The sequence below is a fragment of the Bacillus sp. Brlt_9 genome (assembly GCF_051948935.1).
Lineage (GTDB): Bacteria > Bacillota > Bacilli > Bacillales > Bacillaceae_G > Bacillus_A.
In genome coordinates, this window is sequence record NZ_JAYJLO010000004.1 from 610,498 (window position 1) to 637,310 (window position 26,813).

Consider the following 26,813-nt stretch of genomic DNA (forward strand, 5'->3'; position numbering starts at 1 on the left):
TCTTCTAGCTTTATCAATATAGAATATATTGGTAATTGTTTTTCAAACTGTTTACTAAAAAAAAAAAACGATTTCCACTGTACTATATTCAAACTTAAAGTAATGAGGTTTCAATCATTCATTTATTTTTTATTATACAAGAAAAATTTTAGGAACGAATACAAGACTCCTACATAGTTGAAAGTATTTTTTCTATTTATCCGTTCCTAATTCCCATGAAAAAAGGAGCTGTCATATAGTCGAATTATCGACTATATGACACTCCTTTTTAGTTGACCGTATATGGCTAACAATTCATTTATCTCTTTAATATAAAGAATATAAACAATTATTATCTCTTCACATATAAAAAATTCCTTAGCAGTAGAAGTGAGGGTGGTTCAGTATTCTTCTAAAAATAATAACTTATAAACCTAAAACAATGAAAGCCCTACCTCTCTTTCATCCTTACGGCTCCTCGTCCGTGCCAGTGTGAATCAGGATTGCAAAAATCAAGTAACTATTCTATCGAGGTGTGTAATTAAACTTCGAACATTCGTAAAGAATTAAAAAATAAAAATGGAGTTGATTGTAGTAATAACAAAAGAGGTTAATGCTCTAAAAGTGGTTTGAAAGAGTTGAATGTCTTTGAAATGATTAATTTTCTATAATTATGTTCCCAAAAAATTCAAAACCTTTTTTGGGATCTAATACATTATTTGTAATGAATCTTAACAAAAGCTTTTTATTTGACTTTCTGTGATACCTTCAATTAATCCCAGTTCACTAATCAAAAATTCGTGTGCGTTATCTAACATTTTCTTTTCGCTTGCATTAAGTGCTTTTTCTTTCTGCATACGTAATAAATCACGTACAACTTCAGCACCTTCTTGTATTTTACCCGTCTTTATTTTATCAGTGTTCAATTTATACCTTTGTTTCCACGTAAGTAATCTATCAGATTCTCCATGTTGAAAAATATCCAATATGTGTGCTATTGCCGTTATATCCGTGACTGGTCGTATATTTGAGCTCAATATTCTCCCTGCCGGAATCATTACTTCCATATTACTACCCGACATTTTTATAACATAATACTGTTGTTTTTCTCCTGCGATTTCCTTCTCTTCTACGGCTTTAATTATACCTGCTCCGTGCATAGGATAAACAATGTTATCGCCAATTTGAAACAAATAATCCACCTCCATATATGGTAACCTTCTCAATCTTAACACACAATCGCTTTTTTAGCAAAATTTTTATTTTATCATAAAATTATTTTTCATGTCAATCCTTTCGAACTAAGAAAATAAATTTGTGAAATATCACTGAAAACCCGCAATCTTATTAACTTTTCCACACATATATACATTCTAACTTTACCTTCTCTTTTTACATAAAAACACATTACTACTTATAAGTAGTAATGTGTTTTTTATACGGAATCGTTAAACATTCCCTATTAATTCCACGTCTATATACTAACCTGCTTACAGACTGTCTCTCTCGCTAAAAGAAAACCCATAATCACTTGCGCAGCTACTCGACTTGTCATATCTCTGAAATCAAGGGTTGGATCAATTTCTACTATATCCATCCCTTGAACAAGCGGTTCTTTACCAAGAAATTCAATCGCATCAAGTAAAGTCGTACTATCCATACCGCCAGGACCAATTGCTGGACAACCTGGTGCAAATGCTTGATCTAGTACATCCATATCAAGAGAAATGTAAATAGAAGTCACGCCTTGCTCTCTTAATACTTCAATACTTTCCGTGATAATATCTTTGATTTTTCGCTCCCGTACATCTTTCATTGTGTACACTGTCACGCCTTGCTCTTTTGCATATTCATGGTACGCACGTGCATTTGAAAAATTACGAATCCCGATTTGAACGAGTTGTTTTCCTGTAATGACACCATTTTCTAGTAAACTACGGAACGGTGTCCCATTTGATGGACCACCATCATCTAAATTACGTAAATCATGATGGGCATCAAATTGAATAATACCGACCTTCCCTTTACTATTTACAAATCCTGTTATACTCGGAAAACTAATCGAGTGATCCCCGCCAAGAACGATTGGTGTCATATTCGGATTTACTTTCGTTACGTGACCAACTGTTTTCGCAATTCGGTTATGACTTTCTTTTATATCCGTCACATGCATCGTGATATCACCGCAATCATATAAGACACTTTCTTTCATATCATGTTCTTCTGTAATTGCGTACGTGCTATATGCATCTAACATCGCACGAATTGTTTTTGGAGCAAAGCTTGCTCCTGAATGACTAATAGATGGTTTAGAAAGGGGTGCTCCAATTAAGGCAGCACCGAATATTTCCACGCCTTCCTCCCACTCTTTAATCATCTCACTCCATTTCGTCACTTCACGATCAATAAACTTTGCATTCTTCTTTAAATAGTGGCCGTGCTCCACGATTGTTCACCTCTTGTATATGCGATATTACCATTCTTCCATACTGTATTTACATGACTTACGCCGTAATGATACGGTACGTAAGCATAATTGTAAGCATCCCATAGAACTAAATCTGCCTTACGACCAACTCTAATTTTCCCAGCTACATCACCACGATTAATTGCGTAAGATGAGTTAACTGTTACTGCATTCCAAACTTCTTCTGGTGTCATTTTCAGCTTGAGCATCGCGATGCTCATAATAAGCTGAATGTTCTCAGTTGGACAGCTGCCTGGGTTAAAATCTGTAGCTAACGCAACTGCAACACCTTCATCGATCATTTTACGCCCACGAGCAAAGCTTTCTTTATTTAAATAGAAAGTTGTTCCTGGTAATAAAGTCGCTACTGTATTAGAGTTTGCAAGCATTTCAATTCCTTTATCAGAAGCGCCAACTAAATGGTCCGCTGATGCTGTACCAATTTCAGCCGCTACTTCCGCGCCACCAAGAGGGTCAATTTCATCTGCATGAATTTTCACATCAAAACCAAGCTCTTTCGCTTTTAATAAAAACTCTTTTGATTCTTCGACAGAGAACACACCTGTTTCGCAGAAAATATCAACAAATTCAGCTAGTTGCTTCTCTTTCATTTCTGGTAGTAGGTCTAACATCCATTGTAAAAATTCTTTCGATCTACCTTTATACTCTTTCGGAACTGCATGAGCACCTAAAAATGTGGAAACTAAATCGATTGGATGCTCTTTTTGTAATTGTGCAGTTGCCTCTAATTGTTTCCATTCCGTCTCATCATCTAACCCGTAACCACTCTTCGCTTCTACAGTTGTAACTCCGAAAGATAACATACGGTCTAAATGAAATTTCGCTTTTTGAACAAGTTCTTCTCTCGACGCCTGTTTCGTTGCATTTACAGTTGAAAGAATACCTCCGCCTTGTTCCAAAATTTCTAAGTACGGAACTCCTTGTAATTTCAGTGCGATTTCATTTTCACGAGATCCACCAAATACAAGGTGAGTATGCGGATCAACAAGACCAGGAGAAACCATTTTCCCGCCGCAATCAATAACTTCTTTAGCTTGTAATCCTTTCGCTTCTTCCGCTGTTCCAACGAAAGTAATTACGCCATTTTCAATTCCAACCGCACCGTTTTCGATAACAGGAAGCGTGTTCATCGCTTCACGTCTTAACAAGCCATCTTCTTGATCCATTGTTAGTAATTGACCGATATTTATTAGTAAAGTGTCCAGCATGTTTTCTCCTCCTTATTTCATCATTGGAATGTTAACGCCTTTTTCTTTCGCAGTTTCCACAGCTAAGTCATATCCTGCATCAACGTGACGAACAACACCCATACCAGGATCAGAAGTTAATACGCGCTCAATACGTTTTGCTGCCGCTTCTGTTCCATCTGCAACGATAACCATTCCAGCGTGAAGTGAATAACCCATACCAACGCCACCACCGTGATGAACAGACACCCAGCTCGCACCGTTTACACTGTTAATTAATGCATTTAAAATTGGCCAGTCTGCTACTGCATCACTGCCGTCTTTCATCGATTCTGTCTCACGGTTTGGAGATGCTACTGATCCGCAATCTAAATGGTCACGACCGATAACGATCGGTGCTGATAATTCACCATTCGCCACCATTTCATTAATGATGCGGCCAAATTTTGCGCGCTCACCGTAACCAAGCCAACAAATACGTGATGGAAGACCTTGGAACTCAACTTGCTGACGAGCCATACGAATCCAGTTACATAAATGCTCATTATCAGCAAACTCACGTAAAATTACTTCATCAGTTTTATAAATATCTTCTGGATCACCAGAAAGCGCTACCCAGCGGAATGGTCCTTTTCCTTCACAGAATAACGGACGGATAAATGCTGGAACGAATCCTGGGAAATCGAATGCATTTTTCAAACCTTCATCGAAAGCAACTTGGCGAATGTTATTTCCGTAATCAAATGTAATCGCGCCTTTTTCTTGCATAGCAAGCATTGCTTCCACATGTTTTTTCATACTTTCTTTTGATAATTGTACGTAACGTTCTGGATCTTCTTCACGAAGTTTCGCTGCTTCTTCTAACGTGTAACCTACTGGAATGTAACCGTTTAATGGATCATGAGCAGATGTTTGATCCGTAACTAAATCTGGCGTGATATTACGCTTCACTAGTTCTGGTAAAATCTCCGCTGCATTTCCTAACAATCCGATTGAAATCGGTTCTTTCTTCTCTTTATACTCGTTCGCAATAGTTAATGCTTCTTCTAAAGACTCTGTATACAGATCACAATATCTCTTTTCAATACGACGATCGATGCTGCGCTTATCAACATCAATAGCAATTACAACACCGCCGTTCATCGTTACAGCAAGAGGTTGTGCACCACCCATACCACCTAAACCAGCAGTAAGTGTTACTGTACCTTTTAATGATCCATCGAAATGTTGACGTGCTGCTTCACCAAATGTTTCATATGTTCCTTGTAAAATCCCTTGTGTTCCAATGTAAATCCAGCTACCAGCTGTCATTTGGCCGTACATCATAAGACCTTTTTTCTCTAGTTCACGGAAGTGATCCCAGTTCGCCCATTTTGGTACTAAGTTTGAGTTCGCTAACAGAACGCGAGGTGCATCTTCATGTGATTTAAAAATTGCAACTGGTTTTCCTGATTGAACAAGTAATGTTTCATCGCTTTCTAACGTTTTTAATGAATCTACAATTGCATGGTAGCTTTCCCAGTTACGAGCTGCCCGGCCAATTCCGCCATATACAACTAATTCTTCTGGTTTTTCAGCAACTTCAGGATCTAAATTGTTCATTAACATACGAAGTGCAGCTTCTTGAACCCACCCTTTCGTTTGTAGCTCTGTGCCTCTTGGCGCGCGAATTGTTTGTTTAACTTTTTCCATTTCAATCTCTCCCTTTTCTCATTTTATAGTGCTGCGTTTACATCTAATCTTTCTTTTATCGAATAATTCGTTTTTAACCAATACGCAATATTTTCAATATCCGTTGAGAATATGCGATCATTTGTAATAGAAGGTACTTGTTGACGGCCTTGATGGTAGAAGCTCTTCGTCACTGTACTCATGTTTTCAATACCGCGATATTCTGCTGCTTGCATCGCACAAATCATCTCAATTGAAAGAACACGTCTTACATTTTGAATAATTTGATGTGCATGGCGTGAAGCGATTGTTCCCATACTTACGTGATCCTCTTGATTAGCTGATGATGGAATTGAATCAACACTCGCTGGATGTGCTAACGTTTTATTTTCAGAAACAAGTGACGCTGCAGCGTATTGCATAATCATTGCACCAGACTGAAGTCCTGGTTCTGGACTTAAAAATGGAGGTAAATCATTTAATTGCGGATTTACTAAACGCTCAATACGACGCTCTGAAATATTTGCAAGTTCCGCCATTCCTACTTTTAAGAAGTCCATCGCAAACGCAATCGGTTGACCATGGAAATTACCACCCGAAATTACTTTTTCCCCACCATCAAAGATTAGTGGATTGTCCGTTGCTGCATTCATTTCAATTTCTAATTTTTCTTTCACATAATTTAAAACTTGCCAAGAAGCACCGTGTACTTGCGGGATACAGCGAAGTGAATATGCATCCTGTACTCGTAGTTCTCCTTGTTTTGTTGTTAATTTACTATCATGAAGGATGTCACGAATTCTGCTCGCTACTTCCACTTGCTCTTTATAACCACGTGCTTTATGAACATTTTCATCAAATGCATCAATAATGCCTTGTAATCCTTCAATTGTCATCGAAGCAATGAATTCAGCTTGATACGCCATTGCTTCTGCTTCTATATAAGAAAGAACTCCTTGAGCTGTCATCGCCTGCGTACCATTAATTAATGCCAGCCCTTCTTTCGCTTCAAGTTCAATCGGATCAAGACCTTCTTCTGTAAGAGCAACCATCGCATGAACGCGTTTCCCCTTATAGAACACTTCACCTTCACCTAATAATACAAGCGCAAGATGAGATAAAGGTGCTAAATCGCCACTCGCACCAAGTGAACCTTGTTGCGGAACGACTGGGTGAATTTTACGATTTACAAACTCAAGAAGCATATTTACAACAAGCGGTCTAACACCAGATACTCCTTTAAGCATCGTGTTCGCTCGTAAAATTAACATACCGCGTGATACTTCTTCAGGGAATGGATCACCTATACCGCATGCATGTGACTGAATTAAATTGTGTTGAAGTGCCTTTACATCATCTTTTTGAATAAGCACATCACTGAACTTTCCAAATCCAGTTGTAATACCGTAAACGACTTTTCCGTCCTCTACAATTTTCTCAACAACTTCGCGGCACTCTGCCACCTTTTGCATACTATTTGGACAAGCTGTTACACCTTCCCCTTCAAGTAACAACCTCTTCATTTCTTCAATTGTCAATGTGTGTCCTGTTAACGTAATCATTCTTTTTTCCTCCTTAAAAAGGCAAAAGGGGACCTTATCTTTTTAAGACAGACTTCTGTCCTAAAAAAGTAAGGCCCCCTTCTAACTAATAGACTATGGGCAAATCATATGTGATTAATTCCTAAACCAATCGCCTCATGCTCAGATCCTTTTACAGGTGCACCAATCGTTCCATATAGTGCAACAGCAACCCATTCGCCTTCTTTTTTTCCGTCGTATGGTGTACCGCGCACAATCGCAAAGCGAAGTCCTACTGTACGAAGAACGTCTGCTAACTGAATTTGACCTCTCGTCACTCCGTACAAAGCTTCCATAATTGCATGATAAAGTGCATGTGTTTCTCTGTAAACATCTGTTTCAATAACTTGGGTGCTCTTAGCCGCTGTTTCCATTGCTGCTACAACTTTTTGCGAATTCATCGAACCCACTTTCCCCGTACAATACTTCCAACCTTTTGGAATAGATAATACAGGGCTTTCATTCTCATCCGCAAGTGCCAACAACATGGCCATACGACCAATTCGATGTGTTCCTTGAAGAAGCATGTGACTCTCTCATTTCTTTTAATTATTTGAATATTTCTTAATTTAAGAATATATGAAAACGGTTAAATCGTCAATAGTTTAAACTCACATTCAAACATTTTTTTCATCTCCTCCATTTGTGTACACAAATGATTTACACAAATTTTCCAGGCATGCTATAGTCTCACTAACAGATGCAAAGGGGCGAGATTTCAATGACAAAGCGAAGAGATATTCATTTTCGAATTGAAGAAAAATTACTTGAAAGGTTTGAATCTGCACTCCATTACGAAGGTTTAAAGAAAACCGACGTATTAACACATGCAATTCAGCAATTTTGCACGAAGGTGGAATGTGAAAAAATGAATGATGTAAAACGCCAATACAACGTAAGTAACCATTTACAAACACGTATCGATACGCATAAACATTACGAAGAAAAACAAGTGAATTTAGATAAAGTCGTCATGGAACATTTACAACTTCAAGGAGACGAAAAAATATTAGAGGTTGGGTGCGCTAACGGGAATTTTCTTTCCATTTTACAAACTAGCGGTCATAAAGGACAACTAACCGGTTTTGATCAATCGAAAGCGATGCTTTCTGAAGCTGCAATAAAGAATAACTTAATTGAATGGAGACTAGGTGATGCTGCTAAACTCCCTTTCGAAGTTAATTGCTATGACTGGATCGTCGCAAGGCATATGTTATATCACATGAAAGATGTCGAAAAAACAATTCAAGGATTCCATAAAGTAATTCGTCCCGGTGGCTCACTTTTAGCTACAACAAATTCTAGCGTTACATTACCTCGTATAGTTGAAATGTGTAACCGCATGTTAGACGCATTTGATTTACCGAAAACAACATCATCAGTCACTCCATTTTGTTTAGAAAATGGTAAAGAGATATTACAGTCTGTTTTTCCAGCAGTTGAAGAAGAAGTTATTCATAATGCTCTCGTTTTTCATCATGCTACTCCGATTTTAAACTATATTTCTAGCATGTTTCCGTCGCTAAATATACCTGATAATACATATCTTCACGCCGAAATGAAGGAATGGCTAAAAGAAGAAGTAGAAAATGAATTGTCACTTCATAACGGTATATGGCGCGATCCGAAAACGTTAGCTATTTATCGATGTCAAAAAGAAAAAAGCTAGCAAATGCTAGCTTTCATACATTCTCATGTAAAAGTTTGTCCATCATCAAATTGCCCTTTCCGCCATAAAAATTTATATTATGTTCGTTCGCTACTCCAAAATAAGAAGCAACCGCTATTCCGAATGGTACGAAAGCATGTCCTTGTGCAGTAATAATATTTGAGTGTTGTACAACTTCTTTATACACAAAATTTTCTACTGGAAAACAATCTAGTTTTTTATAATCCATAGTCACTGTATACGAGATGTCTTTGAATAAGCCTGCTTTTGCTAGCGCATACGGTCCAGCACAAATAGCAGCTACTAATTTTTCTTGTTCGTGAAATTGACGAATGACTGTAAAGATTTCTTCTGCATCCCTCATATGTATTGCATCTCCGCCTGGAATAATGATTCCCTCATATTCTTCTACACACACTTCACTTAATTCTATATGTGGTTGCACTTGCAAACCTGTTTCACTTATAATCAATTCTTTTGTTAAACTCGCTGTAATGATTTCAAATTTATTTTTCAGCAATGCTGTTGCTACTGTTATTTCAAACTCCGCAAATGTTGGATATACAAATAAAAGTATCTTTTTCATAGCCCTCTCTCCTTTAACCAATCCATAAAATATACCTCTAAATCGTCCACTGTTAATCTATTCGTGTCCACATAAGTTACAGGAAATTGTTTATACCAGCCTTTTTCAGTTTCTACTAATTTAAATTGCTCCTCAAATGTACTTCGAGTTCTTGTTCTATCATTATTTTTTCTATCATATATATTCTTTTTCGTAACATCTAAGTAAAAAATTGCATCCGAACGGCATTCTCTTAATTTATATAATTCATCTTTCAATTCAGTTTCTATATCCCACTCTTCCCCTATAATCGTTGGATAAAAAAGTGTATAAAACTCAATGTCTTCTGGTCCACGATCAAAAATTACAACTGAATCTTTCACATTTCGAAACTCCTTTATTTTTGCTTCCATAAACATTTTTTGATTTAGAATAAACCCTTCTTTTGACTTCATATCCAATTTTAATTGTTTTCGCTTTTCTACAATTGGATATGGATTTTCATATATAATTGAAAGTCCACATCGCTCTAAACTTTGAGCCAATGTTGTTTTTCCGCTTGCCATCGGTCCTTGGAGTGAAATTACATATGCCATCCCTCTCATTCCCTTGCACTTTAGTACACTTATAATATACAGAATTTTGAAAACTATCAACAAAATATATATCATCTTGTTTCTTATTCTTATGTAACTTATAATAAAAATAGAGATTATGACGGACGCATCAATAATGTAAGCTTGGAAATCCAAGCTTACATTATTTTTTGCTTTCCCTTTTCTAATAAAAAGAGTATACTAGTTTAGAACGTATGTTCTTAATGATTACATACAGTAAGGAGATAGAACAATGGTATACGATACAAAAGCAATTTCTTGGAATGAGTCTTTAAAACAACTTCAACGCCGCTATACAAACAAACAAGTTGATCGAAAAGAATTTGAAAATATTGAACTGATGGAATTCTTCCGCGATAACGACTACATTTCTTTACCTACACATATAAGCGGCCTATCAACAGCACGTTTTACTTCTTACTCTATTTTCACAACTGAAGATAAAGATCGTAAAGTTGGCACATTAATCATTGAATATGTAGAAGATGATAATAATAATTTATGTGTTGAACAACTATACTTCGTTTAAATGATAACGCTTGGTCAAAATGACCAAGCGTTCTTGCTTTCTATGAATATCACTGTTTATAATATGAATAAAAGAAAACCACAATCATTAAGGGGGGATACGCGTGCTCGAAGGATGGTTCAGTTGGTTTATTGTGCTATGGACTGTTATTTTATTAGGACTTATGTCTATCGGTGGATACTTTATGTTCAGAAAATTCCTAAAACGATTACCGAAAGAAGATGGTATGTCCATTTTAGATTGGGAAGAGCACTATATTAATAAAACTAGACATTTATGGGATGAAGAACAAAAACAATTGTTAGAAGAACTCGTAAGTCCTGTTCCAGAACTATTTCGCGATGTTGCTAAATCAAAAATTGCTGGCAAAATCGGAGAACTGGCATTACAAGAAAAAGCCTCTCAAATTACACAAGATTTAATTATTAAAGGATATATTATTGCTACACCGCAGCGTGATCATAAATTTTTAGTAAAAAAATTACAAGAAAAAGAGATTGATTATTCTCATTATCAATCTTTACTAACAAAATCTCCCTCATAAAAAAGATTGCTAGCTTATAGCAATCTTTTTTAACTTACAGTTACTGATTTTACGGCTATTAATCTAGCTTCTGCCAAGTCTATTTGTAATCCAACCGCACTTGTATAAATCGTATCGCCTGTGCCTGTAATGTTTACTTGCGTAGATGTCGTATTTGGTGCAATAGAACCCGTTGCGTTTACATTTGTAATATCAAACTCCGCTCTCGCATTTGCATTTGTAGTTGTTCCAGAAAAATTACGATCCGCAAAGCTACCAACCGTATTTAAATTTCCATCAATATCATTTACTTGCCCTCTAAAAAAGTTCCCCGACGGATTATTCGGTCCCGTTAATGTCACAGAGTTCAATTGAAAATTATCACCTGTAAAATTCGGATCACCATTTACCGCCATTACAAACGCTCTTGCCGTCACCGTCCCTGTAGCCGGTGTAAAAAATCCAGAAAGAGTTTGTGGTGTACCTGATAATAAAAAACCTGGAAATAAGCTTACATTTCTCATTGGATAGGAGGAATCACGATAAACTACAATTAAAGACCATCCAGCACCATAACCAACTGGCTGACGCGTAGGTAATCTTGTTACGCTATATCTCCCTGTTGCTCGGTTAGGTAATCCTTGTAGTAAAGATGTAACGTCTGCCGCTCGGTTATACACATTAGCTATAAAAGGTAAATTCGTCCCTTCTGATGACCATGCCGGATTAATTGTTACTTGTGTACTGGTTCCATCAGGCGTAACTAAATTGGGAGGATTTGCATCAACAACAGCAGTCGTAACAGCCGCATCCAAACCACCTGACCAAACAAGTAATGCAAAATCTACAACTGCCGTTGCTGGAACAATAGTAGTTGATGGATTTAATTCAGCCCATGAGCCATCTAACGTCCAATCGTTCGTCGTACCTCCAAATGTATTTGGATCCGTCGATGAAGGAACTCCTCCAAAAGTAGAATCTGTATTCAATGTTATAAGTGCATTATAAGCAAAGTTTGTATTAGCAGTACCGCGCATTCCCATCGTATTGCCTGTGTGCATCATGAATAAGTTATCATTTTTACCGTAAGCTTGAACAAAAGCCAATAGAACTCACTCCTATTAGGATAAAAATTTTCATTACCGTTTCCAATTACTTCAGCTTACACTAACTGATTTTGTAGCAGTTAAACGCGCCTCCGCTAAATCTATTTGTAAACCGACAGCACCCGCGTAAATATAATCAAATGTATTTGGGATATTAACCGTAGTAGAAGTAGATCCAACTGTTAATACGCCATTTGCAGGAACATTAGTTACATCAAATTCCGCACGTCGATTTGTTGCAGCTGTTCCAATTGGCATATTTCGATCTGCAAAACTACCAAGTGTATTTAAATTACCTAGATAATTATTGACTTGGGAAGCGAAAAAATTAGGATTGGCATTATTAGGTCCCGAAAGTGCTGTACCGTTTAATACAAATGTATCACCCGTCGCATCGGTATCACCATTTATCGCCATTGTAAATACACGAGCATTAACTGGCGCTACAGTTGGAGTAATAAAATTTGAAATCGTTGCTGTCTCCCCCAATGTAGAAATAAGTAATCCACTATATAGGCTAACATTTCTTATCAGATATGAATTATCACGATACACAACAACTAATGCCCATCCTACTCCTGTCCCTTGCGTCGGAGGATTGGCTGTTGGAATTCTTTCTACAAAATAATCTCCAGTTGCTCGGTTTGAAAGTCCTTGCAAAATACTTGTTACATTTGCAGCACGTGTATAAATGGTACCTTGAAATGTTCCGCTTGACCTAGTCTCTCCCCATGATGGAACACTTGTAACTGTATGGATAACTCCATCTGGTGTTTGAAAAGTGGGTATGTTGTTATTTACTACAGTTTCTGTCACAGTTGCGCTCAATGTTCCTTGCCAAACTAACATAGCAAAGTCTACAGTTGCTGATAGCGGTACATCTGTTAACGAAGGATTAAGCCTTGCCCAAGAACCATTTAATGTCCAATCATTTGTCGTTCCTGCAAAAGTTAATGGGTCTACCGAAGAAGGAACTCCTGCAAAACTTAAGTTTGTATCTCTTGTTATTAATGCATTGTATTGATACGCCGTCGCTGTTGTAATGCCACGCATTCCAACTGTGTTCCCTGTGTGTACCATAAATAAAGAGTCCGTTTTCGTATATGTTTGTACAAAAGCCAACAATTCCACTTCCCTTCCATATAAAACAAATATTTATTCGCTATTTCATTTAATGCGAACAAATAAAAAAAGTTCCATTTGTATACGCACAGCACAACATAATTTGGGCAAAAAAAAAGCCTTTGCCTATTCCTATTCATATAAATTTGAATAGGATGCAATGACGAGTTCATTTTATACTAATATTTACACAATTATTGTTTCTAGACTATTAAATAATGCTGTTTGTAAATACTCCACGCCTTGACCGGATTTAAATTTATACAGAAAGGACGAATCTAATGGCAATAGCAACAATAGGAAGTCGTTTAACTTATACAATCGTTGTCCAAAATACTGGAACACTTCCTGCCCAAAACGTTACATTCACAGACCCAATACCCGCTGGCACTACTTTCGTTCCAAACAGCGTTACAGTTGATGGTGTTGCAACAGCAGGAAACCCTGCTACTGGTATTCCCATTAGTAACATTCCTGCTGGCGGCTCTGTTACAATTACCTTCCAAGTAGATGTAACAAGTACCCCTACCCCACCTGTCGCCAGTAACGTAGCAGCATTTGGATACACATTTCAGCCAGCTCCTAATGCCCCCACTATTAATCGAACAGCAACAAGCAATATAGTTAATACAGATATTTTCATAGCTAATGTTACATTAGTGAAAACCGTTGACAAAACAATTGCTACCATCGGTGATACGATTACGTATACCATTACTGCAACTAACCAAGCACCACTAGCTGCAAATAATGTTATCATTACAGACATTCCTCCTGCCAGCACTACTTTTGTACCAGGTAGTGTTACAGTGAATGGTACATCCACTACAGACAATCCCGCTACTGGTATAAACATTGGAACGATTGCAGCTAATGGAAATGCAACCATTACTTTTAAAGTTCAAGTTAATAGTTTACCTGCGCAAAATCCAATTCAAAATAGTGCTTCATCAAGCTTTCAATATACCCCACCTGGCCAACCTCCTATTAATAGAACGTCAACTAGTAATATTGTAGAAACATTAATTAATGCCGTTATCATTAATCCATCAAAAACTGCAAACCAACAAATTGTAAATATTGGTGACATTATCACTTACACGATTACAATCCCAAATAACGGAAACATTTCAGCAACAAATGTTTCAATTACTGATCCGATTCCTGCAGGTACTACTTTTATTCCTAACAGCGTTACAGTTAATGGTACAACACAAACTGGCGTAACCCCAACAAATATTCCAATTGGTACAGTGGCAGCTGGTCAAACGCCGACCGTTACTTTCCAAGTCCAGGTCACTTCACTTCCAGCTAATGGAACGATTACGAACGAAGCAAACATAACCTATACGTCACAACCAAACCCAACTGAACCTCCAACAACAACTACAACTACACCACCTCCAACTAACACTTCTGTACGAACTGCAATTGTAAATCCTACAAAAACTGCTAGCCCACAAGTTGCTGACATCGGTGATATTATTACGTATACTATTACATTGCCAAACACGGGTAATATTCCTGCTACAAACGTCATTGTGACGGATCCAATCCCTGCTGGCACTACTTTTATTCAAAATAGCGTAACAATTAATGGTGTTTCACAGCCTAATATTAACCCTTCTGGTGGGATACAAATTGGAACGATTAATGCAGGTTCGACAACAACCGTTACTTTCCAAGTCCAGGTCACTTCACTTCCACAAAATGGGGTAATTCGAAATGTAGGAAATACAACATTTACCTATCAGCCTGATCCAACTAAACCTGCGATTACAACAACAAATCCAACTCCACCTACTACTGTTCCTATTAATACCGCTATTATTAACCCTATAAAAACAGCTGATAAAATCGCTGTTGATATTGGTGATATTATTACGTATACTATTACATTTAATAATGCCGGAACCGTTCCAGCTACTAACGTAATATTCACTGATTCAATCCCTGCTGGTACTACTTTCATCCCAAATAGTATAGTTCTAAATAATAATCCTGTTCCAAATTCGAATCCTGCATTAGGGATTACTGTTGGTACATTGAATCCAGGCGAAATAAAAACACTATCCTTCCAAGTTCGTGTTACACAAATTCCTGCTGGCGGTACTATTACAAATGAGGCTTCAACAACTTATACGTACCAACCAGATCCTACCCTGCCACCTGTGACAACGACTGAACCAACACCACCTACAAGTGTAACTGTCAATACAGCAACAGTGAATCCAACTAAATCTGCCAATCGAGCTTTTGCTGATATTGGTGATATTATTACGTATACCATTAGTTTACAAAATAACGGAACTGTTCCAGCTACTAATATCGTCCTCACAGACCCTATTCCAAATGGTACTACTTTCATTCCAAATAGCGTGACTATTAACGGGATTTCACAGCCGAATACAAATCCTTCCACAGGTATAACAGTAGGCACATTGAATCCTACTGAAGCAGCAACTATAACCTTTCAAGTTCAAGTTATTAGTGTTCCACCAAATGGTTTAATTGAAAACCAAGGTACTGTTTCATTTACTTATATTGTAAATCCTAATGAGCCACCTGTTACAAAAACAAATCCTACCCCGAAAACAGAAACAGCCGTTAATACTATTATTTCAACTCCAATTAAAACTGCTGACAAACAATTTGCTGATATAGGTGATACTATTACGTACACTATCACATTTCGAAATGGAGGTACTGTTCCAGCTACTAACGTGACACTAACAGATCCTACACCTAGTGGAGCTGCCTTCATTCCGGATAGCGTGACAATTAATGGTGTTTCCTCTCCAGGATCAAATCCAGCACTTGGCATTCAATTAGGTACTGTAGCTGTTGGAGAAACAAAAACAATCACCTATCAAGTCCTCGTTACAAATTTCCCACCAAATGGAATAATTCCAAACCAAGCATCGTTCACTTATCAATATCAACCAAACCCAAGTGAACCACCTGTCACTTCAACTACATTAACACCTAATGTGAACGTATCTATTAACAATCCAAATCCAACAACTACAAAATCTGCAAATCGTCAAGTGGTTGATATAGGCGATACAATTACTTTTACTGTTACTTTCCAAAATAAAGGAACCGTCCCTGCAACGAATGTTATTGTGCAAGATACGCTTCCGCAAGGTGTTTCTTTCGTTCCAGGTAGTGTTGTAATGAATGGAATATCTCAGCTTGGCGAAAATCCTGAAATTGGCATACCAATTGGAACTGTCAATCCTGGTCAAAGTATTACAGTTACGTTCCAAGGAATCGTAAACAGCATCCCACCTGGTGGGATCATTAGAAACAAGGCAAATATTACATTCACATATGAACCAAATCCTAATGAACCCCCTGTGACAACTACTATTACAACTCCAGATACAGAAACAACTGTTAATACAGCTACATTGAATCCGCAAAAAACAGCGAATCGTTCCTTCGTTGCATTAAATGACATTATCACCTATACTCTTTCTTTCCAAAACGTTGGAACTGTTCCAGCTACGAACGTAACTATAACAGACTCGATTCCAGCTAGTACTACATTTATTCCAGATAGCGTAACTATTAACGGTGCTCCTCAAGCAGGAATAAATCCAAAATCAGGAATTCCAATCGGGACTTTAGCACCAACTGAAAGAGTTACTATCACTTTCCAAGTTCAAGTCGTTAGCATTCCACCGAGCGGAATCATAAATAACCAAGGAAGTGCTACATTTAATTATCAAACTGATCCTACCCTACCTCCTGTGACGAAAACCGAAACAACACCAGAAACGAATACTCCGATTCAAACCGTAGTAATAAGCCCAACAAAAACTGCTGATTTAACGTTTGCAGAAATAGGTAACACTGTAACTTATACTGTTACATTTACAAACCAAGGCACAATACCTGCTACAAATGTAACAATCACAGATGCTTTACCTCCCGGTACTTCTTTTGTTACGAATAGCATTACCGTAAACAACGTTACTCAACCTGGCGCCAGCCCAATCACAGGTATTCTTGTCGGAACAGTTAATCCTGGTGAAACAGTTACAGTTACATTCCAAATTCAAATAAACGCTATTCCTCCTAGTGGAAAAATAGAAAACACCGCAAGTGTTACCTATATTTCTCAACCTAATCCGAGTGAACCTCCTATCACAACAATAGAAACGACTCCTACTGTAACAATACCAGTTCGTACTGCTAACCCAAACCCACAAAAAACAGTAGATCGTGAGTTTGCAAGTATTGGTGATACACTCACTTATACGATCACTCTTGAAAATACTGGTAATATACCTGCAACTGACGTCATTATTACAGATTCTATCCCTACTGGAACTACATTTATTCCTGGAAGTGTTACGATAAACGGCATTCCTCAACCTAGTTTGACACCAGCAACAGGAATTCCAGTTGGCACATTAAACCCTAGACAAATAGTAACTGTTACTTTAGAAGTACAGGTAACTACTTTACCACCAAATGGCATTATCTCAAATGAAGCAAATGTCACTTACACATCTCAACCAGACCCTACTCTTCCGCCCATTACAATAACAACACCTACTCCAATTGCAGAAACAATTGTACAAAATGCAGAGTTAGAGTCAACAAAAACAGTAGATTTGCAAATCGCTAACATTGGAGATGCACTCACTTATACGATCACCCTTGAAAACACTGGAAATATTCCTATGACAAATGTATCTGTCATCGACCAACCACCAGTAGGCACACAATTTATTGTAGATTCTGTTACAGTAAATGGTATTTCACAACTAGGGGTTGATCCAAGTATTGGGATACCTATTGGTACAATACAACCAAATCAAATCGTAACCATCACGTTCCAAGTAACGATTACAAATATACCTCCTAACGGGGTTGTTACAAATGTTGGTTCAATTAACTTTACATCTCAGCCTAATCCAAATGAACCTCCTATTACAGAAACAGAAACAACACCACCAGTTAACACTGAGATCATTAATAGCATTATTAATCCAGCAAAAACATCCGATCGAAACAACGTTGATATAGGTGATATTATTACGTACACCGTTACCTTCCAAAACTTACAAACAGTACAACTGACAGACATCGTTTTTACAGACCCCATCCCAACAGGGACTACTTTCATTCCAAATAGCGTTACAATTAACGGCACTCCAACTAGTAATGTAGATCCAGCTCTTGGCATTCCTCTTGGCACATTAAACCCTAGCCAATCAGTTGTTGTAACTTTCCAAGTTCGCGTTGTTTCCATACCCCCTAACGGAATTATTGTAAATGAAGCTACTATCACCTACACCTTCCAACCTAATCCTGGTGAACCTCCAGTAACAGTGACTACTCCAACGCCTCCTACTACTACCAATGTCAACACTGCAACAACGAACCCTACAAAATCCGCTGATAAAGTATTTGCTTTATTAGGCGACACAATCACCTATACAATCTCCTTACAAAATACAGGAACTGTCCCTGCAACAAATGTACTTGTAACCGATCCTATTCCAGCGGGCACTACTTTCATTCCGAACAGCGTTACGATAAACGGCGTTACACAACCAGGTATCGTTCCTAGTTCCGGAATTCTTATCGGTACATTAGAACCTAACACTTCAGCCGTTGTAACTTTCCAAGTTCAAGTAACATCGATACCACCAATAGGTTTTATCGAAAATCAAGGAAGCGTTTCATTCCAGTACCAGCCAGATCCAAATTTACCACCCGTATCTGTTACTACACCAACGCCAGCGACAAAAACACAAGTAAGTGAAGTTACCACTAATCCTAACAAACAAGCAACCCCTCAAGTTATTAATCTTGGGGATACTGTCACTTATACAATTACGTTCCAAAATGTTGGGAATATAAATGCGACAGATGTTATTATTACAGACCCTACTCCAAGTGGTACTACTTTCATTCCAGATAGCGTTACGATAAATGGCATTTCTTCACCTGGAGCAAATCCAAATAGTGGTGTAAATGTCGGAACTGTAACTCCAGGGCAAATTGTTACATTAACTTATCAGGTTACTGTAACTGCACTCCCGCCAGACGGTATTATTAAAAACACTGCAACTGTCACTTACACATTCCAGCCAAACCCTAGCGAGCCCCCTATTACCATTACAGATCCTACTCCAACTGCTGAAGTATCCGTTATTACGCCTACACCTAACCCAAATAAACTAGCAGACAAACAAATTGTAGATATAAATGAAATCATAACGTATACTGTAACCTTCCAAAATCGCGGATCAGTGCCTGCAACTTCCGTTATCATTACTGATCCGTTAGCAAATGGGCTAACATTTGTTCCAGGTACCGTTATAATAAATGGTATTCCTAATCTTGGAGCAAATCCTGTAGAGGGTATACCTGTAGGTACAGTCAATCCGAACGATACAATTACTGTTCAATTCCAAGCGAAGGTAACAAGTGTACCACCTGGTGGTATCATTCGAAATCAAGCAACTGTTACTTTCACATATGAGCCAATTCCTGGTGAACCTCCTATTACCATTACAGACCCTACTCCAATTAACACAACAAATGTAAATACAGCTGTATTAAATACACAAAAAACAGCTACGCCGGAAACAGTTACACTAGGTGATATCATTACGTATACGATTTCACTTCAAAATACAGGTACCATTCCTGCTAATAATATCGTTGTAACTGATACAATTCCTGTCGGGACTTCGTTCATTCAAGATAGCGTTACTATTAACACTGTGCCGCAACCAACCGCAAATCCATCCACAGGCATCCCGATTTCAACACTTGCTCCTTCTGAATCAGCAACGATTTCTTTCCGCGTCCTAGTCACTTCGATTCCACCTAGCGGAGAGATTCAAAACCAAGGTAACGTTTCATTCCAATACCAACCAGATTCCACTAAGCCACCTATCTTCGTTACTACACCTACACCTACTACAATTACTCCTGTAAACGTTGGAACTATTAATCCGATAAAAACCACTGATAAATCCGTCGTGTCCGTGGGTGATACAATTACGTTTACTATCACATTCCAAAACGAAGGTACGATTCCTATTACTAGTATTTCTGTTACTGATTCACTTCCTGCAGGTACATCATTCATTCCAAACAGTGTTACAATTAACAACATTCCAGTCCCAAATGCAAATCCATCTACAGGAATTCCGGTTGGAACTCTTAATCCATCAGAATCAGTAACTATTTCATTCCAAGTACAGGTTATTACACTTCCACCTAATAGAATGATTACAAATATTGCATCCATTACGTATACTTCTCAGCCTGATCCTACTAGACCACCTGTCACAACAACTACTACAACACCACCAATTACAATAGAAGTAAACCCTAATGAACCAAACACATTTATTAAGACCGCGAATGTAAATAGTGTGGAACTCGGTGACTTCATCACATATACACTTACCTTTACTAACAATGGCACCATTCCAGCAAATAATGTACTCATTACCGATCCACTACCTCTCGAAGTTACTTTCTATCCAAATTCAGTAACAGTAAATGGAGTAGCACGCCCCGGAACTAACCCAACTATTGGTATTCTTATCAGCACTGTTAATCCAGGTGAATCTGTTGTTGTCCGTTTTATCGTTCAAGTAACAGCAGAGCCACGAAATGGTCTCATTCAAAATACCGCCCGCATTCGCTATACACTCAGACCAGATCCCACTAAACCACCGACTTCCGTTGATGAGACTTCAGAGCCAAACATTATTCCGTTTATCGGTCCGTTCGTCTCACCAAATTTAAATTGCTTTTTTAATGGTACACGTTTTATACGCCGCGGCTGGGATAGAAGGTGTTAACAATATAAAATAAAAAGACAGCGTCAAAAAACGCTGTCTTTTTATTTTATACATATACAGTTTTTAAGTTAACTTCATATCTTTTTCATTAAAAAAACCATCTTCTTTTTCCATTTCCTTTTGTAATTTCGTAAAGGAACGGTACATGGCAATTCTCCATGACACAATCATCGCAAATGCCAGTAAGAAGAACATACCACTAAGTTGTCCTAAATCAAGGGATTGGCTTAAGTATGTTTTAAATACAATCCGTACGACCAGTAATCCAATTAATATAAAAACAAATGCTTTTGAACGCTTCAAATAAATCTCTTGCCCTCTAATTTCAAATTTAGATGTTTTAATAAGAAAAATAGAGAAAAACAAACCGACGCCAATTGCTTCTAATATTTCTGCTGGAGTTAGTCGAAATTCTGGAAAAACAAACATCAATGCTCCCGTACTCATAAAAAATGGTGGAAGTATAATTTTTTTCAATGTTGCAGGTTTCTTAGCTGCTTTTAAACGAATAAACATCGCACCGACAGCCATACAAACAGCAACGATACTGGATAAAACAACTATGTTCATATTTTCTCATCCTTTTTTGTGGCTATATGCAAAATATACTTTCATTATATGCTTTTCCGTTAGTATTTCCAACATTTTCACAGAATAATACTAAAAACCGGTAAAACCACCAAATAAACTTGAGAAATATACGATAATTTTCGTCATCCAGTTAAAGTATAGGAAGATACCCATGACAATCATAACATATCCCCCGATTTTCATGAATTTCATACTATTTCTTTTAATCCAAGACATTTTCGTAATAAAGAATGATAGCACGAAAAATGGGATAGCAAATCCAAGTATATATGCAATCATATAAATCATTGCTGATTCTGGGTTCGTTGCTGCTAATCCAATGACAGATACTAAAATAGGTCCTGTACAAGGTGTCCACCCTGCAGCAAATGCCACTCCAATTAAAACAGATCCAAAATAGCCACTCGGACGATTTTTAAACGTAAATTTACGGTCTTGCATTAAGAATTTCGGCTTAAACACACCGACAATAACAAGACCGAACACGATGATAAATATACCACCTAACTGTCTAATTAAATCCTTATAATCTGTAAAGATGCCTCCAATAAAGCTTGTACCAAATCCAATTGCAATGAATATAATTGAAAATCCAAGTAAGAAAAACGCTGTATGTATCATACTTCTTTTGCGAAGCATTGCATTTTCTTCTTTCAACTCAGAAACCGACATACCTGTTATGTACGATAAAAATGCCGGATAAAGCGGTAAGCAACATGGGGAAATAAATGATAAAAACCCAGCACCAAACGCTAAAAAAATACTAATATCTTGCATTATTCCACTCCTCTCCTTACATATTGTAGCAAAAACATATAAAAATACTATGAACAATTCGTGAAATCACTTTTCCAACGTGATAATAAGAAAAACTACCCTTTCACACTGCTTCTAAAAAAACGTTTTCATTTCCTTCTATTATATAGAAAAATCTCAATTAGACTACAAAACCTCTCTAATGGTATTAACATAACAAAGGTAACATAGTTTCTCAAATGATTAGCACGATACGAGTACGTCTACATATATATTGCTTAAAAAATATTTTTTTCAAATGCTGTCTTTATACAATACGAAGCTGATTTTATAATACTTCTATTATTACTAATTTCAAGATTATGCATAAATATCATACTTTTATTATTATTCTATAAAATGTCACACTTTTCTTTTATTTGACCCTTCATTTTTAATTTTGTATACTTCCCTCTAGTTATATATGTCCGTTAGGAACAATTTCATATAGATGGGAGGAATTTTTCATGCTTCGTTATTCTCTTTTAGTTTTATTAGGGGCGTGTAGTTATGGGATTTTAGCTATTTTCGTTAAGCTTGCATATGCAGAAGGATTTTCACTTGGAGAGGTAATTGGCAGCCAATATTTGTTCGGTTGGATTATTTTGCTTGCTATTACACTTCTATTTTCTAGACATCGTGTTCCATTAAAACAAGCGTTAATTTTATTCGTTGCAGGTACATCTGCAAGTTTCACTGGAATTTTTTATTATGCTTCATTAAAAACTGTACCAGCATCTATTGCAATTATACTTTTATTCCAATTCGTTTGGGTCGGAATTATTATTGAAGCTGTCGCAACAAAAACATTACCTTCAAGAGAAAAGGTGATTTCCGTTATTCTCTTACTTGCAGGTACATTTTTATCAAGTGGTTTATTAGAAAAATCAGCAGGCGATTTCGATATGACTGGAATTATACTAGGTTTATTATCTGCTGTTACATTCGCAACATACATTTTCGTGAGCGGAAAAGTTGCTGTTGAAGTACCTTCATTACCGCGCGGTGTTCTCTTAATGACTGGCGCTTTAACTTTAGTAATGATTGTATTCCCGCCAACATTTATTTTTAACGGTGCAATTTCTGAAGGACTTTGGAAATACGGTTTAGGTTTAGGAACATTTAGTATTGTTATTCCTTCTATTGCCTTTACAATTGGTATTCCAAAGATCGGTTCTGGCTTAGCGACTATTCTTGGTGCAGCAGAACTACCGGTTACAACAATTATGTCTGTATTCGTTTTAAAAGAAGCTGTGCTATCTTCACAATGGTTCGGTGTATCACTTATTTTAATCGGTATTGCAATCCCGCAAATTGCCTACGCAATGCGTGGACGTTATCGTAAACATCATACACACAAAAAATTGGCAGCATAAAACGGGAGAGGATTTTCATTTGAGAATCCTCTCTTTTCTTATTATAGTATACTTAATGTAAATACTTTATTTAAGAAAGAGGGCATTATAAGTGGCAGCAAATCGAGAGCAATTAACTGAGGCGCTAATTTCTATTCGTCGAAATTTACATGAGCATCCAGAATTATCATACGAAGAATTTGAAACGACGAAAGCTATAAAAAATTGGTTAGAAGAGAAAAACATCACAATTATAAATTCTAATTTAGAAACAGGCGTTATTGCTGAAATTTCAGGGAATAATAGCGGACCACTTATAGCAATCCGCGCTGATATTGATGCCCTTCCTATTCAAGAAGAAACAAATTTGCCGTACGCTTCAAAAATTCACGGTAGGATGCATGCTTGTGGGCATGATTTTCATACAGCTGCTATTATAGGTGCCGCTTATTTATTAAAGGAAAGGGAATCTTCTCTTAGCGGAACGGTACGCTTTATATTCCAGCCAGCTGAAGAAAGTAGTAATGGTGCTTGCAAAGTCATTGAAGCCGGGCATTTACATGGCGTTCAAGCTATTTTCGGTATGCATAATAAACCTGATTTACCAGTCGGTACAATCGGTATTAAAGATGGTCCACTGATGGCTGGGGTTGATCGATTCGAAATTGAAATTCACGGAGTTGGTACACATGCAGCTGTACCAGATGCTGGGGTAGACCCTATTGTCGCGTCTTCTCAAATTGTGATGGCACTACAAACAATTGTAAGCCGAAATATAAGTTCTTCACATAATGCCGTCGTCAGTGTCACAAACATCCATTCAGGAAATACGTGGAACGTTATTCCTGAAAAAGCAACGCTAGAAGGAACTGTACGTACATTCCAAACGGAAACACGCGAAAAGATTCCAGCACTAATGAAACGCATTATCCAAGGTATTTCTGATGCATTAGATGTAAAAACAGAATTTCGTTTTTATGCAGGTCCTCCTGCTGTTCATAACGATACATCTCTAACAAACTTATCGACTCAAGTTGCCGAAAATATGAATTTAAATATCATCTCTCCTACCCCGTCAATGGCCGGAGAAGATTTTTCTTTTTATCAACAAGAAATACCTGGTTCATTCGTCTTTATGGGAACGGGTGGTACACATGAATGGCATCATCCAGGCTTTACAGTAGACGAGCGGGCATTACCTATAAGCGCAGAATACTTCGCTTTGTTAGCTGAAAAAGCACTTAAACAATTTGCATAAAAAAGAGAGCCGTTAAGAGATACTTAACGGCTCATTTTTATTAAGTTAAATCGCGTTTTAAAAATACAGTATAAGAAATACCTAAAAATACGACTAAATAAAGTAGTAGCATACATGAAGCAAACGGGAACGTTACTCCATCAATAAAACTGCCATTCTTTGAAATACTGTATAAATCTGTGTTTGCTGGCAATAAATATTTCGCCCAATCATATCTAGTTGCTGCTAGTAATGCGATGTTTCCAGATAAAGCAAGAAATAGTGAAATACCAATCGCGCCTCCACTAGATCTTGTTAACACAGAAATCATAAATGCAAAGGCTGCGTACACAATCGTCGGCAACCAAGATAAAATATAATACTTACTAGCTTCTACAAAAATATTTTGTTTTATAATATTTCCATCTTGGAAAATAAACTCGCTCCATGCAGGCTGCTGGAATTTATAAATAACTAGTCCACATAAAGTGGAGAAAATCATATTAAATATAAACAATAACGCTGCAAATATCACAATTGCTAAAAATTTGGCTGTCAAAATTTTAAAGCGACTTGCTGGTCGTATCGTTAAAAATTTATATGTTCCCCAGCTATATTCATTCGCAAAAATTGTACTTGCATACACGAGGATAAACGGGAGTAATATTGGAAATACGATAAAACCTGTATCTCTCATGAAAGAAAGCGGAGAACTACTTGCCGGTGCTGTATCTGTGTCTAAGTACTTCATCTTAAGCTGATATTCCTTTACAAGCTCGTCCCCAGATCGTTCTGCTAAAATAGCTTCTTTTTTCATGCCTAGCTTTTTCTCAATTTCTACAGTTCTTTCTGTATAATCCGCTTTCCATCCTTTTGTTTCCGGTTCCAAATACTTTACCGTAACCCATCCTAATCCGATTATTAATACTGCAATAACTGCAAATGGAATAATCGTTCGCTTTCGCTTAAATATTTTATACAGTTCGTTATACACTAAATTAAACAATATCTTTTCCCCCTGTTAATTCTAAAAATTGCTCTTCTAACGTTTTTCTTTCTTCATATACACGATACACTTGAATGTTTTTCTCAAGCAATGTACGAATAACATTTGGGATTTCTTCATCTTTTACATGAATAAGTAGGTCATTACCTTTTATTAAAACATCTTGTTCTAACATTTCTGCTGCTTTATTCGCATCATCTACACGTATACGGATTGTCTCCATCTCTTCACTTTGATTATGCTGAATATTTTGCGTCGCGACATATTCTCCGTGCTGAATAATGATAACTCTGTCACACATTAATTCAACTTCTGAAAGCAAGTGACTAGATACAAGTACCGCTTTTCCTTGTTCATGCGCAATTTTCTTTATGTACATTCTCATCTCATGTATTCCACTAGGGTCTAATCCATTCGTTGGTTCATCTAATATCAATACATCTGGATCGTGAATAAGCGCTTGAGCTATGCCTAAACGTTGTCTCATGCCGAGTGAATACGCTTTTACTTTACGATCAATTACTTGTCCCATCCCTAGTAATTTCACTACTTCATCGATACGTTCTTCTGTCACATTACCATTCATTCGTCCGAAATATGTTAAATTTTCATAGCCACTCAAGAAAGGATAAAATTCCGGTGTCTCAATTACTGCTCCAATTTTCGAAGCAGTACTTTCAAATTGCTGTTTTACAGATTGACCGTCAATCCAAACTTCGCCCTCTGTCATACGAATCATGCCGACCATCATTCTCATTAAAGTCGTTTTCCCAGCACCATTTGGTCCGAGCAAACCAACTACTTCACCTTTTTTAACTTCGAAACTAATATTTTCTACAAGTGTCTTTGAACCGATTCGCTTCGTTAATCGTTCAACCTTTACAATCGATTGTTCATTTGTCATGCTATACAACCTTTCCTTCCCATTCTTTGTCAGGTCTTTACACTG

The 26,813-nt window shown here is 37.2% G+C and carries 20 protein-coding genes and 1 pseudogene; 6 read left to right on the forward strand and 15 right to left on the reverse strand.

Annotated features, from left to right (window positions below):
- Positions 1-710 precede the first annotated feature (710 nt).
- The 6 genes from VF726_RS19620 to hutP all read right to left on the reverse strand — a co-directional run bounded on the left by VF726_RS19620 (position 711) and on the right by hutP (position 7,432).
- Positions 711-1,172, reverse strand: coding sequence for a CarD family transcriptional regulator (locus VF726_RS19620; RefSeq protein WP_176225740.1), 462 nt, complete (start codon positions 1,170-1,172; stop codon positions 711-713).
- A 281-nt stretch (positions 1,173-1,453) separates the two neighbouring features.
- Positions 1,454-2,425 carry a formimidoylglutamase gene (gene hutG / locus VF726_RS19625; protein ID WP_087981524.1) on the reverse strand — a complete coding sequence of 324 codons (972 nt, stop codon included), beginning with the start codon at positions 2,423-2,425 and terminating at the stop codon, positions 1,454-1,456.
- Positions 2,404-3,675, reverse strand: a complete 1,272-nt coding sequence (gene hutI / locus VF726_RS19630) for an imidazolonepropionase (protein ID WP_440171323.1) — start codon at positions 3,673-3,675, stop codon at positions 2,404-2,406. The genes hutG and hutI overlap by 22 nt, the downstream gene beginning before the upstream one ends.
- 12 nt (positions 3,676-3,687) lie before the next feature.
- A complete protein-coding gene (gene hutU / locus VF726_RS19635) occupies positions 3,688-5,346 on the reverse strand; it encodes a urocanate hydratase (RefSeq protein WP_087981525.1) in 1,659 nt (552 codons plus the stop codon).
- Positions 5,347-5,369: 23 nt separating this feature from the next.
- Positions 5,370-6,887, reverse strand: coding sequence for a histidine ammonia-lyase (gene hutH / locus VF726_RS19640; protein ID WP_283790319.1), 1,518 nt, complete (start codon positions 6,885-6,887; stop codon positions 5,370-5,372).
- A 104-nt stretch (positions 6,888-6,991) separates the two neighbouring features.
- Positions 6,992-7,432, reverse strand: coding sequence for a hut operon transcriptional regulator HutP (gene hutP, locus VF726_RS19645; protein WP_000926521.1), 441 nt, complete (start codon positions 7,430-7,432; stop codon positions 6,992-6,994).
- Between the two features lie 194 nt (positions 7,433-7,626).
- On the opposite strand from hutP, the gene VF726_RS19650 reads away from it, so the two are divergent.
- A complete protein-coding gene (locus VF726_RS19650; protein ID WP_440171326.1) occupies positions 7,627-8,574 on the forward strand; it encodes a class I SAM-dependent methyltransferase in 948 nt (315 codons plus the stop codon).
- Positions 8,575-8,587: 13 nt separating this feature from the next.
- Here the strand turns inward: VF726_RS19650 and VF726_RS19655 are convergent, their stop codons facing one another.
- Positions 8,588-9,160, reverse strand: a complete 573-nt coding sequence (locus VF726_RS19655; RefSeq protein WP_440171328.1) for a DJ-1/PfpI family protein — start codon at positions 9,158-9,160, stop codon at positions 8,588-8,590.
- On the reverse strand, positions 9,157-9,744 hold the full coding sequence (locus tag VF726_RS19660; protein ID WP_440171330.1) for an AAA family ATPase: 588 nt from the start codon (positions 9,742-9,744) through the stop codon (positions 9,157-9,159). The genes VF726_RS19655 and VF726_RS19660 overlap by 4 nt, the downstream gene beginning before the upstream one ends.
- 244 nt (positions 9,745-9,988) lie before the next feature.
- Here VF726_RS19660 and VF726_RS19665 point away from each other — a divergent pair, with 244 nt between their 5' ends.
- Positions 9,989-10,285 carry a hypothetical protein gene (locus VF726_RS19665; protein WP_283790315.1) on the forward strand — a complete coding sequence of 99 codons (297 nt, stop codon included), beginning with the start codon at positions 9,989-9,991 and terminating at the stop codon, positions 10,283-10,285.
- A gap of 103 nt (positions 10,286-10,388) precedes the next feature.
- Positions 10,389-10,829, forward strand: coding sequence for a DUF2621 domain-containing protein (locus VF726_RS19670; protein ID WP_440171332.1), 441 nt, complete (start codon positions 10,389-10,391; stop codon positions 10,827-10,829).
- A gap of 29 nt (positions 10,830-10,858) precedes the next feature.
- On the opposite strand, the gene VF726_RS19675 is transcribed toward VF726_RS19670, so the two are convergent.
- Both VF726_RS19675 and VF726_RS19680 read right to left on the reverse strand, forming a co-directional pair.
- Positions 10,859-11,914, reverse strand: a complete 1,056-nt coding sequence (locus VF726_RS19675; RefSeq protein WP_440171334.1) for a hypothetical protein — start codon at positions 11,912-11,914, stop codon at positions 10,859-10,861.
- A gap of 51 nt (positions 11,915-11,965) precedes the next feature.
- On the reverse strand, positions 11,966-13,036 hold the full coding sequence (locus tag VF726_RS19680) for a hypothetical protein (protein WP_440171336.1): 1,071 nt from the start codon (positions 13,034-13,036) through the stop codon (positions 11,966-11,968).
- 281 nt (positions 13,037-13,317) lie between these two features.
- Here VF726_RS19680 and VF726_RS19685 point away from each other — a divergent pair, with 281 nt between their 5' ends.
- The gene (locus tag VF726_RS19685; protein WP_440171338.1) at positions 13,318-20,880 is read left to right on the forward strand and encodes a DUF7507 domain-containing protein; all 7,563 of its coding nucleotides are present in this window, start codon (positions 13,318-13,320) and stop codon (positions 20,878-20,880) included.
- Positions 20,881-20,943: 63 nt separating this feature from the next.
- Here the strand turns inward: VF726_RS19685 and VF726_RS19690 are convergent, their stop codons facing one another.
- The 3 genes and pseudogenes from VF726_RS19690 to VF726_RS19700 form a co-directional block, all read right to left on the reverse strand.
- Positions 20,944-21,450 carry a CcdC family protein gene (locus tag VF726_RS19690; RefSeq protein WP_440171340.1) on the reverse strand — a complete coding sequence of 169 codons (507 nt, stop codon included), beginning with the start codon at positions 21,448-21,450 and terminating at the stop codon, positions 20,944-20,946.
- A 90-nt stretch (positions 21,451-21,540) separates the two neighbouring features.
- Complete coding sequence (ccdA, locus tag VF726_RS19695; protein WP_440171342.1) at positions 21,541-22,248, reverse strand: cytochrome c-type biogenesis protein CcdA; 708 nt, start codon at positions 22,246-22,248, stop codon at positions 21,541-21,543.
- Positions 22,249-22,264: 16 nt separating this feature from the next.
- Positions 22,265-22,408 (reverse strand): annotated as a pseudogene (locus tag VF726_RS19700) (peptidase T).
- Between the two features lie 325 nt (positions 22,409-22,733).
- On the opposite strand from VF726_RS19700, the gene VF726_RS19705 reads away from it, so the two are divergent.
- Complete coding sequence (locus VF726_RS19705; RefSeq protein WP_440171344.1) at positions 22,734-23,642, forward strand: EamA family transporter; 909 nt, start codon at positions 22,734-22,736, stop codon at positions 23,640-23,642.
- Positions 23,643-23,733: 91 nt separating this feature from the next.
- Entirely contained in the window at positions 23,734-24,879 is a 1,146-nt protein-coding gene (locus VF726_RS19710) for a M20 peptidase aminoacylase family protein (protein ID WP_440171346.1), read from the forward strand.
- Positions 24,880-24,919: 40 nt separating this feature from the next.
- Here VF726_RS19710 and VF726_RS19715 read toward each other — a convergent pair whose 3' ends face one another.
- Complete coding sequence (locus VF726_RS19715) at positions 24,920-25,864, reverse strand: ABC transporter permease (protein ID WP_440171348.1); 945 nt, start codon at positions 25,862-25,864, stop codon at positions 24,920-24,922.
- A complete protein-coding gene (locus tag VF726_RS19720; RefSeq protein WP_140420296.1) occupies positions 25,857-26,768 on the reverse strand; it encodes an ABC transporter ATP-binding protein in 912 nt (303 codons plus the stop codon). Before VF726_RS19720 ends, VF726_RS19715 begins: the two co-directional genes overlap by 8 nt.
- Positions 26,769-26,813 lie beyond the last annotated feature (45 nt).

Bases quoted from the DNA above. Each gene is read 5' to 3' on its own strand.
- hutI (WP_440171323.1), bottom strand. From the start codon at position 3,675: ATGCTGGACACTTTACTAATAAATATCGGTCAATTACTAACAATGGAT.
- hutU (WP_087981525.1), bottom strand. From the start codon at position 5,346: ATGGAAAAAGTTAAACAAACAATTCGCGCGCCAAGAGGCACAGAGCTA.
- hutH (WP_283790319.1), bottom strand. From the start codon at position 6,887: ATGATTACGTTAACAGGACACACATTGACAATTGAAGAAATGAAGAGG.
- hutP (WP_000926521.1), bottom strand. From the start codon at position 7,432: ATGCTTCTTCAAGGAACACATCGAATTGGTCGTATGGCCATGTTGTTG.
- VF726_RS19650 (WP_440171326.1), top strand. From the start codon at position 7,627: ATGACAAAGCGAAGAGATATTCATTTTCGAATTGAAGAAAAATTACTT.
- VF726_RS19655 (WP_440171328.1), bottom strand. From the start codon at position 9,160: ATGAAAAAGATACTTTTATTTGTATATCCAACATTTGCGGAGTTTGAA.
- VF726_RS19660 (WP_440171330.1), bottom strand. From the start codon at position 9,744: ATGAGAGGGATGGCATATGTAATTTCACTCCAAGGACCGATGGCAAGC.
- VF726_RS19665 (WP_283790315.1), top strand. From the start codon at position 9,989: ATGGTATACGATACAAAAGCAATTTCTTGGAATGAGTCTTTAAAACAA.
- VF726_RS19685 (WP_440171338.1), top strand. From the start codon at position 13,318: ATGGCAATAGCAACAATAGGAAGTCGTTTAACTTATACAATCGTTGTC.
- VF726_RS19690 (WP_440171340.1), bottom strand. From the start codon at position 21,450: ATGAACATAGTTGTTTTATCCAGTATCGTTGCTGTTTGTATGGCTGTC.
- ccdA (WP_440171342.1), bottom strand. From the start codon at position 22,248: ATGCAAGATATTAGTATTTTTTTAGCGTTTGGTGCTGGGTTTTTATCA.
- VF726_RS19705 (WP_440171344.1), top strand. From the start codon at position 22,734: ATGCTTCGTTATTCTCTTTTAGTTTTATTAGGGGCGTGTAGTTATGGG.
- VF726_RS19720 (WP_140420296.1), bottom strand. From the start codon at position 26,768: ATGACAAATGAACAATCGATTGTAAAGGTTGAACGATTAACGAAGCGA.